This window comes from Hydrogenophaga sp. (assembly GCF_050182545.1).
GTDB lineage: Bacteria > Pseudomonadota > Gammaproteobacteria > Burkholderiales > Burkholderiaceae_C > Hydrogenophaga.
On the sequence record NZ_JBFXCD010000005.1, the window covers coordinates 1 to 12,026 of the forward strand.

The window sequence follows — 12,026 nt, forward strand, 5'->3', positions numbered from 1 at the left end:
GACTGGGACTGGCCATCGTGCAGGAGATCGCCCAGCAGCACGGTGCCACGGTGTTCATGGAGGACGCCCACGCCGAGCGCAGCCCGCGAGGCCTGCGCGCCGTCGTGCGGTTCACGCCCAAGAACCCGCCGCGCTCGCAGGAGTGAGGGCTCAGGCCTTGGGCTGGTACACGTTGAGTTGCAGCCGCTCGCGCTCGATGGCGCGCGCCACGGCCGGCAGCGCGGCAAACCGCTGCACCAGTCCCCAGGTGGCGGGGTAGCCCGCGGGGTCGATGCCGGCATAACCGCCCCAGCGCAGCAGAGTGAGCGCATAGGCGTCCAGCGCACCGGGCTGTTCGCCCATCATCCAGGGCGAAGCCTGGGCGGCGAGGGCCTCGATCTCGCCCAGCAGGCCGCGGTAGGTGTTCGCGGCGAAGGCGCGGATGGCCGCTTTGGCGGCTTCGTCGTCGGTGAATTTCTCGGGCATGAAGACGTGCGTGAACGTCGGGTGCACCGTGTTGTTCATCCAGGCCAGGGTCTGCAGCGCACGCGTGCGCGCCAGGCCCGAGGCGGGCAGGATGCCGGCCTGCGGCAGCTTCGCGTCCAGGTGCAGCAGGATGGCGACGATCTGTGTGATCACCTGGCCATCGTCGACCAGCACCGGCACCTGGCCGCGCGGGTTGAGCGCCAGGTATTCCGGGCTGCGCTGCTCGCCTTTGTGCAGCTTCACCATCGACGGCTCGAAGTCGGCACCCGCAAGCTCAAGCATGGCGTGCGGCACGAACGAACAGGCACCGGGTGCGAAATGGAGTTTCATGCCCATGAGAAAAATCCTCTTGAAAAACAGTCAGTTGAGATGCTGGCCCACGATGCCCGCGATCTCGAACATCGTCACCTGGTCCTTGCCGAACACCGGGCGCAGCTTGGCATCGGCGTTCACGCGGCGTTTGTCGGCGGTGTCCTGCAAGCCGTTGGCCTTGATGTAGTCCCACAGTTTCTTCACCACCTCGGGGCGTGAGACGGCGCCCTCGCCGATCACCGCGGCCAGCGCGGCGCTGGGCTGCTTGCCGCTGGCGGCCGTGGTCTTGCGCGGCGCCTTGGGCGCCTTGGGCGTCTTGGCAGCAACGGCCTTTTTGGCTGGCGCCTTCTTCGCAGGTGCGGCCTTGGCCGGTGCACCCGCCGCTGTCTTGCGCGGCGGGAACTTGCTGGCGCGCGGCTCGAACTCGAAGTTCACCTTGCCGGCCTCCTTGTCCCAGGCCAGGAAGGCCTTGAACGCGCGGCGCGTGCGCATGGAGACGAACTTGTCGAGCAGGTCGGTCTTGCCGGTCTCCAGCAGCTTGCTCATCTGTTCGCGCGCCACCGGCTGCTGCAGGATGATCTTGCCGCTCTTGAAGTCGCAGCTGGGCGTGGGCTGGGCCAGCGTGGGCACGGCCTTCTCGCAGACGTAGTTGCTGCCGTGTTCATGCACCGCGCCGCCGCACTTGGGACACCGGCCCAGCGCCTCGCTGCCGGTGAAGTCGACCAGCTCACCGGTTTCCTCACCCTTCTTGTCATCGCCGAAGTCGAATTCCAGTTTCCAGTTCTTCTCTTCTTCGTTGAACTTGATCACGATCTCGGCCACGAAGGGCCAACCGGCTTTGGAGCGGAAGCCTTCGAGCGGGCCGATCTTCTTGTCGCGCAGCAGCTGTTCGGCCTCCTCGGGCTCAAAAGTGCGCCCGGCGGGTGACTTGCCGAACGAGAAGCCGCAGCCCTCGCTGTTGCCATCGGCGCCCGTGCAGGCATAGCGGCGGTAATTTTCTTTCACCACACCGCCGCAGTTCGGGCAGGGCGTGGACAGCGTGGCGTAGTTGCCCGGGATGGTGTCGCGGTCGTACTCCTTGGCCTTCTTCACCATGCGTTCGGTCATGGCCGCGATCTCACCCATGAAGGCGGCGCGGCTGAGCCGGCCGTGCTCCATCTGCGAGAGCTTGTACTCCCATTCACCGGTGAGCTCGGCCTTGGAGAGTTCCTCCACGCCCAGGCCGCGCAGCAGCGTCATGAGCTGGAACGCCTTGGCCGTGGGGATGATCTCGCGGCCTTCGCGGAACATGTACTTTTCGGTCAGCAGGCCTTCGATGATGGCCGCGCGTGTCGCAGGTGTGCCCAGGCCCTTCTCCTGCATGGCCTCGCGAAGTTCGTCGTCGTCCACCAGCTTGCCCGCGCCCTCCATGGCGCCCAGCAGCGTGGCTTCCGAATAACGCGCGGGCGGCTTGGTCTTCAGGCCCTTGGGTTCGACCGATTCGGTGCGCACGGTCTCGCCTTCGCGCACCGGCACGAGGTTCTGACCCTTGTCGCCGTCCTTGGCATCCACCACGTCCTCGGCAGCTTCCTTGCCGTAGACCGCCATCCAGCCCGGCTTGACCAGCACCTTGCCCTCGGTCTTGAAGTGGTGGTTGAGCACCGAGGAGATCCGGGTGGTGACCATGAACTCGGCGCTGGGGAAGAACACCGCAAGGAAACGGCGCACCACCAGGTCGTAGAGCTTCTGCTCGGCATCGCTCAAGCCGTGGGGCGCCTGCAGCGTGGGAATGATGGCAAAGTGGTCGCTCACCTTGCTGTTGTCGAAGACGCGCTTGCTCGGACGGATGTAGTTGCCGTCAAGCGCCGTCTGGGCGTGTGGTGCGAGGTGCTTCATGCCGCTGCCGGCCAGCATCTCGAAGGTCTGTTTCACCGTGGGCAGGTAGTCCTCGGGCAGGGCGCGCGAATCGGTGCGCGGGTAGGTCAGGGCCTTGTGCCGCTCGTACAGGCTTTGCGCCAGCTGCAATGTGGTCTTGGCCGAGAAGCCGAAGCGGCCGTTGGCTTCGCGCTGCAGGCTGGTCAGGTCGTACAGCAGGCCACTGGCCTGGGTGGTCGGCTTGCTTTCCTCCTTCACGCTGGCGGCCTTGCCGCGCACGGCCTCGGCAATGGCCAGCGCCTCGCGCTGGTTCCAGATGCGATCGGCGCGCAGGTCGGCATCGGCATCGTCGCCGGTGGGCTTCTTGAAGGCCGGGTCGAACCACTTGCCCGGGTACTCGCCGGCCTCGGCCAGGAAGGAGGCGTGAATTTCCCAGTAGTCGCGGCTCCGGTGCGCGCGGATCTTTTCCTCGCGCTCGACCACGATGGACAGCGTGGGCGTCTGCACCCGGCCGACCGTGGTGAGGAAGAAGCCGCCGTCGCGCGAGTTGAAGGCCGTCATGGCGCGCGTGCCGTTGATGCCGACCATCCAGTCGGCTTCGGATCGGCTGCGCGCGGCGTCGGCCAGGCCCTGCATCTGCTCGTTGCTGCGCAGGTTCTCGAATCCCTCGCGGATGGCCGCCGGCGTCATGGACTGCAGCCACAGGCGCTGCACCGGCTTGCCCAGGGGCTGGTAGCTGCCGTTCTTCAGGCCGCCGGCGTACTGCTCGATCAGGCGGAAGATCAACTCGCCCTCGCGGCCCGCGTCGCACGCGTTGATGAGTCGGCCCACGTCCTTGCGCTTGACCAGCCTGACCACCGCGCCCAGGCGCGACTTGGTCTTGTCGATCGGACGGAGCTCGAAATAGGGCGGCAGCACCGGCAGGTGCGCAAAACTCCATTTGCCGCGCTTGACGTCGAACTGCTCGGGCGCGGCGATTTCCACCAGATGGCCCACGGCGGAGGTGACCACGTACTGGTCGTTCTCGAAGTGGTCATCGTGTTTTTCAAACTTGCCCGCCGCAGGGGTGAGCGCGCGCACGATGTCCTGGGCCACCGAGGGTTTCTCGGCAATGACCAGCGTTTTGGAAGAACCTTGGGATGGAACGGACCCTGATGTTTTCATCTCTACAATCTGCTTTCACGCGCGTGCACACGCGCACATGGGCACGCGCGCACCCGCGCGCACCTGCATGAAACAACCTTACCAAATAAATCGGCCGTGACGAAAACCCGAGGTTCTGCTGATAGCCCCCCCAAGAAGCCGCGCGCCAAGACGCGCACCGCCGAGCTCTCTGGCCGCCGCATCCAGACCCGGCGCTCCGGCGTGCACGGCAAGGGTGTGTACGCGGTTGTCGACCTGGCTGAGGGCGAGACCCTGGTGGAGTACGTGGGTGAGATCATCACCTGGGAAGAGGCGTTGCGGCGCCACCCTCACGACCCGAGCGACCCCAACCACACGTTCTACTTCCACATCGATGAAGACCATGTGATCGACGCCAAGGTAGGGGGCAACTCGGCGCGCTGGATCAACCACAGCTGCAAGCCCAACTGCGAGGCGGACGTGGAAGACGGCCGCGTGTTCATCCGCGCGCGGCGCAACATCAAGGCCGGCGAAGAACTGTTCTACGACTACGGCCTGGTGATCGACGAACCCTACACACCCAAGCTCAAGGCCGAGTACCCCTGCTGGTGCGGCGCCAAGAAGTGCCGCGGCACCCTGCTCGCGCCCAAGCGGGCCGGACGCGCTTCGAAGCTCGGCTAAGGGCCGGATGGCATGCACCATGTCTGACCTGCTCTCGCACGCGGAAGCCGTGTGGCAGGCCGTGGCTCCCGAGCTGCCGGGGTTCACCGTGGAGGTGCTGCCCAGCGTTGACTCAACCAGCAGTGAGCTCATGCGGCGTGCTCGCAACGGTCTGATGGAGCCCGTGCTGCTGACCGCCGAAGACCAGACCGCGGGTCGCGGCCGTCTTGGCAAGGGCTGGCACAGCAAGCCAGGGCATTCGCTCACGTTCTCCCTGGCATTGCCCCTGGCTCCCGTGAATTGGGCGGGCCTGTCCCTGGCGGTGGGTGTGAGCCTGGCGGGCAGTCTGCATCCAGACATTCGCCTCAAATGGCCCAACGACCTCTGGCTGCATCAGCGCAAGATCGGCGGCATCCTGGTGGAGACGGCGAGCAACGGTGAGGCGCCTGCAAGCCAGCGCATGGTCGTGATCGGCGTGGGCATCAACATCGCGCGCCCCGAGGCCTCGGTTGTGGCTGCGCTGCTGCCCGATGGCGCCGGTGTGACCGCCGTGGCGCCTGCCGGTCTGGCCGAAGTGCTGGTGGGCATCACGCCAGGCGAGGTTCTGGAGCGCGTGACAGCCCCCCTGGTGCGGGATGTACGGGCCTTTGCCACACAAGGTTTTCCCGCTTTTGCACAGCGGTTCGCCCGCCTCGATGCGCTGCAGGGGCAGACCGTTCAGTTGTCCAACGGCACCCAAGGGACAGCCTGCGGCGTGGACGACAGCGGCGCCTTGCAGGTGCTCACTGCGCATGGCATGCAGACGGTCACCAGTGCGGAAGTGAGTGTGCGCCCGTGCTGAGGTGGGCTGTCGTTCTGCTGGTGCTGGCCAACGCGGTCTATTTCGCCTGGACCCAGGGCCACCTCGATGGGCTGGGGCTGGCCCCGGTAGAGCAGTCAGAGCCCCAGCGGCTGACCCTGCAGATCCAGCCCGACATGGTGCGCCTGCTCAATGGCCCCAAGGGTGCATCCATGCCGGCCGATGCCGCGGCTGTGGGCAGTGCAACGCCACCGGTCACTGCACCCGTTCCCACTCCCGCGCCCGCGGTGGCGCCGTCGACCCCGATGGTCGACAGTCCGCGCGGCGCCACAGACGCGCCCGCCGCACCGGCCGCACCCGCCACGCTGCCTCCGGCGACTTCGACCACCACCCCGGCCGTGGCCGACGGCGGCCCCCGGGCCTGCTGGCTGGCAGGTGCGTTCACGGAATCCCAGCTCGAGTTGCTGCGCGCCGAACTGGCCCTGCTGGGGCTCCCGGCAAGCCAGTGGCAGTTCACCGAGACCCGCAGTGGCGGACGCTGGATCGTCTACATGGGCCGCTACGACAACAACGACCAGGTCGAGCGCAAGAAGGCCGAGTTGCGGGGATTGGGTGTGAGCTTCCGCGAGATCAGCGCCCCCGGACTGGCACCGGGTCTGGCCCTGGGCACCTACTCCAGCGAGAGCGCAGCGCAGCAGGCACTGCGACAGCTTGAACAGGATGGCATTCGCACCGCCAAAGTGGCGCAGGAGCGCGCGGAATCGGTGTCGTACACGCTGCGCCTGCCGGCCATCACCGACGCCCAGCGCGCCGCAGTGGATGGTCTGGAAGAGGCCATGGCAGGCAAGACGCTGCGCCGCTGCGTTTGAGCCAGAGCTGCGCACGCTGTTCCGGCAGGCCTCCGGGCGGCGATGAATCGAGTGAACAGTCGCTAGAAGCGGTAGGTCAGCGCCACACCCACTTCGCGGGTGTCGTTTCGGGGCTCGTAAAAGCCGCGCGTTACCTCGGAGTCATCCGCGCTCCAGGTGCGCAGAAACGGTGTCAACGTGATGCGCGAAGGCTTGTGCGCAAAGTTGACATACAGCTCGAAGCCGGACGCATCTTTCTGCTTCTTGTCCAGGCCACCCGAGAGGGCCGAGTACTGATTGCCCCATAGAGCCGAACGGTAGTTGAGGCCAGGGGAGATGGTCCAGTTGCCACTGTGAAAAGGCTTCTCCACGCCCAGGGCAAGGTAAATGCGGTCATTCACGCGCTGGTAGCCGGCCGGACCCGCCTCCTGGAGGTTGTCCGTCAGGCGGCGATAGCCCACGCCAGCGGAGAACGCGACGTCGCTCCATTGGGGAATCGACTGTTTGTAAGCGACCGACACATCAAGAAGGTAACGGCTCTGTCCGTTGAACCTGAGTTCGCCGTAGTTGCCGCCGATAAAGCTGCCTGTGTAATCAGATTCGCCCATTGCGATTTCGCCAGCGACGATCAGCTTTCTGTCTGGGCCCAGGTGGCGGGTCACGGCGCCCTTCACACCAATGAGTGCGCCTTTCTCCTGCATGATTTTCTGGTTCGACGTGCCGAACTCCTCGTAGAGCTCGGTATGGGTCGTCACGCCCAGTTCGTAGGTGTAGCGGCGGACGAGATGGCCGCCGTCGGTTCTGTCAGGGAGGGCACCGGGATCGGCATCGCGGCCACCGCCGTCGTTGGTGACCTTCAACTCGCTCACGAGGTGGTAGCCCCGCGACATCAAGTCACTGCTGGCTTGCCCCTGGTGGAGAGCCGACTGTCCCTGAGGGAGGTCTGTTGCGGAAGCTGCCGCGCCTGCCAGCGCGGTCGTGCACATGAGTGTTCCTGAAATCCAGCGGCGCATTGCGTTCTGATGCATGGGCCGAAGGACCCGGGTGGGGAAAGGTTAACGAAGTAACGAGACATTTTGACATGTCAGTCTTTCTTATTGCCTTCGGTCACGCTGGTTTCGTCATTTCCTCACAACTTTGCAACACCAATGCTCCGCGGCCTGTGCTGGTTTCGGCACGCCGGGCCTCGAACCAGTCCAGCGCCTCGTTCCACAGGGGCAGGGCGCGTGCCCTGAAGTAGCCCATGTGGCCGATCGGGCCCAGACCGGCCAGGCGCGGATCGATGGTGACGGCGCGCACCGCCGCGTTGCGGTAGCCTGCCATGAAGGCGTCGCGCGAGGCCGGTGGCGCCCAGGCGTCGTCCAGCGCGTTGACCGCGACGATGGGAAAGCGCACCTCGTCAAAGCGCGCGGTGACGGACGTCATCCCCGGGTCGTCAAAGAAGTAGCGCGGAAAACGGCACCAGTGACGCCACTGGCGGTACACGTCCAGCGGCAGGTCTTCGCCCATCCCCAGGCGGCTCCAGGGCAGGTAGCCCGCCAGGCGGGTCCACACCGGACCCAGCACGCGCCACATGAAGAGCACGCGCAGGCGTTCCAGGGGCGGCATCCAGCCGTGCCAGCCGGCGCCGGTGGCGAAGGTGTACGCCCCGTCGACCGCATCCGGATCGGGCAGCAGGCCGAGCGCGTGACCCCCATAAGAATGACCCACCAGGTACAGCGGCATGCCCTCTTCGCGCATGGCCGCGACGGCGGCCGCCAGGTCGAGCCGGCCCCAGTCAAGGTAGTTCATGCGAAAGCCCTTGAGCGTGGACGGCGCCGACCCACCGATGCCCCGGTAGTCCAGCGTGAGCACGTCGAAACCGCGTTGCGCCGCGTGTTCGGCGAAGCGTTTGTAGAAGCCTTGCGGCACGGCGGTGGCGCCACCGACCACCAGGTGGGCTCGCGCCGGCGCGGGGCCGCTGTAGCGCGTCGCCGCCAGGTTGTAGCCGTCGGCGGCGGTCAGTGCGATGCGCTCGATGCGCACGCCGGAAGTGGGGTCGATGGCAGCTGTCATGTGCGGATCTCCATTCAGCGCGCGGTGCGCGCGGCGAGCAGGCTCAACAAGGTCTGCGTCGCCTGCTGGATGGGTTCGGTGCTTTGGGCGACACGGGCCTGCAGCAGGCCGCCTTCGTAAGTGGCGACGATCAATGCCGCCACGCCGCGGGCGGACTGCGGCGGCTCGCCGGCGGCTTCCAGCGCTACCGCGATGCGCTCGCGCAGCGTGGCGAAGGCGCGCGCCAGGGCGTCGCGCAGGGCGTGGTCGTCGGGCGTGCTCTCCAGTGCCACGGCGGCCAGCGGGCAACCCGAGTGAAAGCCTGTGCTGCTCAGGCGCGCGGTGGCACCCTGCATCCACTGCCGCGCGGCCTCGACCGGGTCGGCGTTTCGGGCCAGCAGGCCATCGAGCCAGCCCAGCATGCGCTCGACCACATCGTCGATGGCCGCCACCGCCAGTTCGGTCTTGCCACCGGGAAAGTGGTGGTACAGCACACCCTTGGGCGCGCCGGCCTGGGCCAGCAGTTCGGTCAGTCCGACGCCGTGCAGGCCACGGCGGCGCAGCGCGTCGGTCATGGCGGCGATCAGGCGTTCGCGGGTGCCGGGACCTGGTTCGGGAAGGTTGGATGCGGACATGGACGCAATCTATAGACCGGTCGGTCTAGTGTCAAGCCAGCCATGTCGCAAGTAGGCGAGCACCAGACAACAACAAAAAAGCGCCCGAAGGCGCTTTTTTTTGTTGTGAGCTTGCGCTTACTTGGCCACGACACGAACCATTTCGAGGCACTTGTTCGAGTAGCCCCACTCGTTGTCGTACCAGCTCACGACCTTGATGAAGGTCTTGTCCAGCGCGATGCCGGCGTCGGCGTCGAAGATGGAGGTGCGGGTGTCGCCGCGGAAGTCGGTGGCCACCACCTTGTCGGTGGTGTAGCCCAGCACGCCTTTGAGCGCGCCCTCGCTCTGGGCCTTCATCTCGGCACAGATCTCGTCGTAGGTGGCTTCGCTGTTGAGCTCCACCGTGAGGTCGACCACCGACACGTCGGAGGTGGGCACGCGGAAGCTCATGCCGGTAAGCTTCTTGTTCAGCTCGGGAATCACCACGCCCACCGCCTTGGCGGCGCCGGTGCTGCTGGGGATGATGTTTTCCAGGATGCCGCGGCCGCCGCGCCAGTCCTTGTTGGACGGGCCGTCCACGGTCTTCTGCGTGGCGGTGGCGGCGTGCACCGTGGTCATGAGGCCGCGCTTGATGCCCCACTTGTCGTTGAGCACCTTGGCAATCGGCGCCAGGCAGTTGGTGGTGCACGAGGCGTTGGAGATGATCGCTTCGCCCTTGTAGGTCTTGTCGTTCACGCCGAAGACGAACATGGGCGTGTCGTCCTTGGACGGGGCCGAGAGGATGACCTTCTTCGCACCGGCGTCCAGGTGCTTCTGGGCGGTGACCTTGTCCAGGAACAGGCCGGTGGATTCAATCACCACGTCGGCGCCGACCTCGTTCCACTTCAGGTTCGCCGGATCGCGCTCCTGCGTCAGGCGGATCTTCTTGCCGTTGACGATCAGGGTGTTGCCCTCGACCGAGACCGTGCCCTTGAAGCGGCCGTGCACGCTGTCGTACTGCAGCATGTAGGCCAGGTAATCGGGCTCGAGCAGGTCGTTGATGGCCACGACTTCGATGTCGGAAAAATTCTGGATGGCGCTGCGCAGCACGTTGCGGCCGATGCGTCCGAAGCCGTTGATGCCGATCTTGATGCTCATGTCTGGTGCTCCTGGGGTTGCTTGAGGTTCAAAAAAAACGGGGTCTTCACTTCGCGAGCACGGCACGCACCGTGTCCGCCACGTTCTCGGGCGTGAAGCCGAAGTGCTTGAACAGCACCGGCGCCGGGGCCGATTCGCCGTAGGTGTCGATACCCACGACAGCGGCCACGCCGTACTTCCACCAGCCGTCGGTGGCGCCCATCTCGACGGCCACGCGCGGCACGCCCGCCGGCAGCACACCGGCCTTGTAGGCAGCGCCCTGGCGGTCGAAGGTGGTGGTGCTGGGCATCGAGACCACGCGCACCGCGATCTTGTGTTCCTTCGCCAGTTGCTCCTGCGCCTTCAGGGCGAGCTGCACCTCGGAGCCGGTGGCGATGATCACCGCCTGTGCCTTCTTCTTCATGCCCACCTCCGCCGGCTCGGCCAGCACGTAGGCGCCCTTGCTGACGTCCGAGAGGTCGTGCTTGGGCGCGTAGGGCAGGTTCTGGCGCGAAAGCAGCAGCGCGGTCGGGCGGCTGGTGTTCTGCAATGCCACCGCCCATGCCACCGCCGTCTCGGCCGTGTCGGCGGGGCGCCAGACGTCCAGGTTGGGGATCAGCCGCAGGCTGGCGGCGTGCTCGATGGACTGGTGCGTCGGGCCGTCTTCACCCAGGCCAATGGAGTCGTGCGTGAACACGTGAATGACGCGCTGCTTCATCAGCGCGGCCATGCGGATGGCGTTGCGCGAGTAGTCGCTGAAGGTGAGGAAGGTCCCGCCGTAGGGAATGAAGCCACCGTGCAGCGCCACGCCGTTCATGACCGCGGCCATGCCGAACTCGCGCACACCGTAATTGATGTGGCGCCCGCCCTGGCCCTGCTCGTTCTTCACCACGTCGCCCGACATGGTGAAGCGCAGCGCCGGCGTGGCCTTGGTGTTGGTGAGGTTGGAGCCGGTGAGGTCGGCGCTGCCGCCGAGCAGCTCAGGCAGGGCGGCGGTGAAGGCCTCCAGCGCGAGCTGACTGGCCTTGCGGCTGGCCACGGTCTCGGCCTTGGTGTGGGCCGCCACGGCGGCGTCCACCGCAACCTGCGCGAAATTCTTCGGCAGCTCGCCCTTCATGCGGCGCACGAACTCCCTGGCGAGTTCCGGGAAAGCGGCCTTGTAGGCGGCGAACCGGCCGTCCCAGGCTGCTTCCATCGCCTTGCCCGCGTCTTTCGCATCCCAGGCGGCGTACACATCCTGCGGAATCTCGAAGGGCTTGTGCGACCAGCCCAGCGCTTCGCGCGTGAGTGCGATCTCGTCGGCGCCCAGGGGTTCGCCGTGGGCCTTGGCGGTGTTGACGCGGTTGGGGCTGCCCTTGCCGATGTGCGTCTTGCAGATGATCAGCGTCGGCCCGAAGGTGCCCATGCCGGCCTTGTTCTTCGCATCGGCGATGGCGCGGTCCACCGCTTCGGTGTCGTGGCCATCGATCGGGCCGATCACGTTCCAGCCACAGGCGGTGAAGCGCAGCGCGGTGTTGTCGATGAACCAGGGCGTGACCTGGCCGTCGATGGAAATGCCGTTGTCGTCGTACAGCGCGATCAGCTTGTTGAGCTTCCAGGCTCCGGCCAGCGCCACGGCCTCGTGGCTGATGCCTTCCATCAGGCAGCCGTCGCCCAGGAACACGTAGGTGTGGTGGTCGACGATGGCATGGCCGTCGCGGTTGAACTCGGCCGCCAGCAGCTTCTCGGCCAGTGCCATGCCCACGGCGTTGGTGATGCCCTGGCCGAGCGGGCCGGTGGTGGTTTCCACGCCGGGGGTGATGCCGGTTTCCGGGTGGCCGGCGGTCTTGCTGTGGAGCTGGCGGAAGTTCTTCAGCTCGCCCATCGGCAGCTTGTAGCCGGTGAGGTGCAGCAGCGCATAGATCAGCATCGATCCGTGGCCGTTGGAGAGCACGAACCGGTCGCGGTTGGCCCAGTGCGGGTTGGTCGGGTTGTGGCGCAGGTGCCGGCCCCACAGTGCCACCGCCATGTCGGCCATGCCCATGGGCGCACCGGGATGGCCAGAATTGGCCGCCTGCACCGCGTCCATGGCCAGGGCCCGGATGGCGTTGGCCTGGGTCTGGGCGGTTACTGCCGAGGCGGCGGGAGCAAGGCGGGATGGGGTGCTGGCGGCATCGGACATGGGGTGCGGGGTGTGGATGGAGGAAAGGCTGCGCGGTGGCG

Annotated in this window: 10 protein-coding genes; 3 read left to right on the plus strand and 7 right to left on the minus strand. The window is 66.4% G+C overall.

The genetic code is table 11. From position 1 onward, the window contains the following. Positions 1-150 precede the first annotated feature (150 nt). Positions 151-795: a glutathione S-transferase family protein gene (locus tag AB7P10_RS06870; RefSeq protein WP_428293098.1), complete on the minus strand. Its 645-nt coding sequence runs from the start codon at positions 793-795 to the stop codon at positions 151-153. A gap of 30 nt (positions 796-825) precedes the next feature. Continuing rightward, positions 826-3,795 carry a DNA topoisomerase III gene (locus tag AB7P10_RS06875; protein WP_428293099.1) on the minus strand — a complete coding sequence of 990 codons (2,970 nt, stop codon included), beginning with the start codon at positions 3,793-3,795 and terminating at the stop codon, positions 826-828. 180 nt (positions 3,796-3,975) lie between these two features. On the opposite strand from AB7P10_RS06875, the gene AB7P10_RS06880 reads away from it, so the two are divergent. Genes AB7P10_RS06880 through AB7P10_RS06890 form a run of 3 tightly spaced genes read left to right on the plus strand, consistent with a single transcriptional unit; the run spans position 3,976 to position 6,081 of the window. Next, positions 3,976-4,434, plus strand: coding sequence for an SET domain-containing protein (locus AB7P10_RS06880; protein WP_428293333.1), 459 nt, complete (start codon positions 3,976-3,978; stop codon positions 4,432-4,434). 19 nt (positions 4,435-4,453) lie between these two features. After that, entirely contained in the window at positions 4,454-5,254 is an 801-nt protein-coding gene (locus tag AB7P10_RS06885; protein ID WP_428293100.1) for a biotin--[acetyl-CoA-carboxylase] ligase, read from the plus strand. Further along, complete coding sequence (locus tag AB7P10_RS06890; protein WP_428293101.1) at positions 5,248-6,081, plus strand: SPOR domain-containing protein; 834 nt, start codon at positions 5,248-5,250, stop codon at positions 6,079-6,081. The genes AB7P10_RS06885 and AB7P10_RS06890 overlap by 7 nt, the downstream gene beginning before the upstream one ends. 62 nt (positions 6,082-6,143) lie before the next feature. On the opposite strand, the gene AB7P10_RS06895 is transcribed toward AB7P10_RS06890, so the two are convergent. From AB7P10_RS06895 to tkt, 5 genes are all read right to left on the minus strand, one after another. Continuing rightward, on the minus strand, positions 6,144-7,088 hold the full coding sequence (locus tag AB7P10_RS06895; RefSeq protein ID WP_428293102.1) for a hypothetical protein: 945 nt from the start codon (positions 7,086-7,088) through the stop codon (positions 6,144-6,146). A 79-nt stretch (positions 7,089-7,167) separates the two neighbouring features. Then, positions 7,168-8,115: an alpha/beta hydrolase family protein gene (locus AB7P10_RS06900; RefSeq protein ID WP_428293103.1), complete on the minus strand. Its 948-nt coding sequence runs from the start codon at positions 8,113-8,115 to the stop codon at positions 7,168-7,170. A gap of 14 nt (positions 8,116-8,129) precedes the next feature. Next, positions 8,130-8,729, minus strand: coding sequence for a TetR/AcrR family transcriptional regulator (locus AB7P10_RS06905; protein ID WP_428293104.1), 600 nt, complete (start codon positions 8,727-8,729; stop codon positions 8,130-8,132). A gap of 117 nt (positions 8,730-8,846) precedes the next feature. Continuing rightward, the gene (gap, locus tag AB7P10_RS06910; RefSeq protein ID WP_428293105.1) at positions 8,847-9,845 is read right to left on the minus strand and encodes a type I glyceraldehyde-3-phosphate dehydrogenase; all 999 of its coding nucleotides are present in this window, start codon (positions 9,843-9,845) and stop codon (positions 8,847-8,849) included. A gap of 46 nt (positions 9,846-9,891) precedes the next feature. Then, positions 9,892-11,985 carry a transketolase gene (tkt, locus tag AB7P10_RS06915; RefSeq protein ID WP_428293106.1) on the minus strand — a complete coding sequence of 698 codons (2,094 nt, stop codon included), beginning with the start codon at positions 11,983-11,985 and terminating at the stop codon, positions 9,892-9,894. Between the last annotated feature and the right edge of the window lie 41 nt (positions 11,986-12,026).

Coding starts and splice junctions, on each gene's coding strand:
- AB7P10_RS06905 (WP_428293104.1), bottom strand. CDS start 8,729: ATGTCCGCATCCAACCTTCCCGAACCAGGTCCCGGCACCCGCGAACGC.
- AB7P10_RS06875 (WP_428293099.1), bottom strand. CDS start 3,795: ATGAAAACATCAGGGTCCGTTCCATCCCAAGGTTCTTCCAAAACGCTG.
- AB7P10_RS06885 (WP_428293100.1), top strand. CDS start 4,454: ATGTCTGACCTGCTCTCGCACGCGGAAGCCGTGTGGCAGGCCGTGGCT.
- AB7P10_RS06895 (WP_428293102.1), bottom strand. CDS start 7,088: ATGCATCAGAACGCAATGCGCCGCTGGATTTCAGGAACACTCATGTGC.
- AB7P10_RS06870 (WP_428293098.1), bottom strand. CDS start 795: ATGAAACTCCATTTCGCACCCGGTGCCTGTTCGTTCGTGCCGCACGCC.
- AB7P10_RS06900 (WP_428293103.1), bottom strand. CDS start 8,115: ATGACAGCTGCCATCGACCCCACTTCCGGCGTGCGCATCGAGCGCATC.
- tkt (WP_428293106.1), bottom strand. CDS start 11,985: ATGTCCGATGCCGCCAGCACCCCATCCCGCCTTGCTCCCGCCGCCTCG.
- gap (WP_428293105.1), bottom strand. CDS start 9,845: ATGAGCATCAAGATCGGCATCAACGGCTTCGGACGCATCGGCCGCAAC.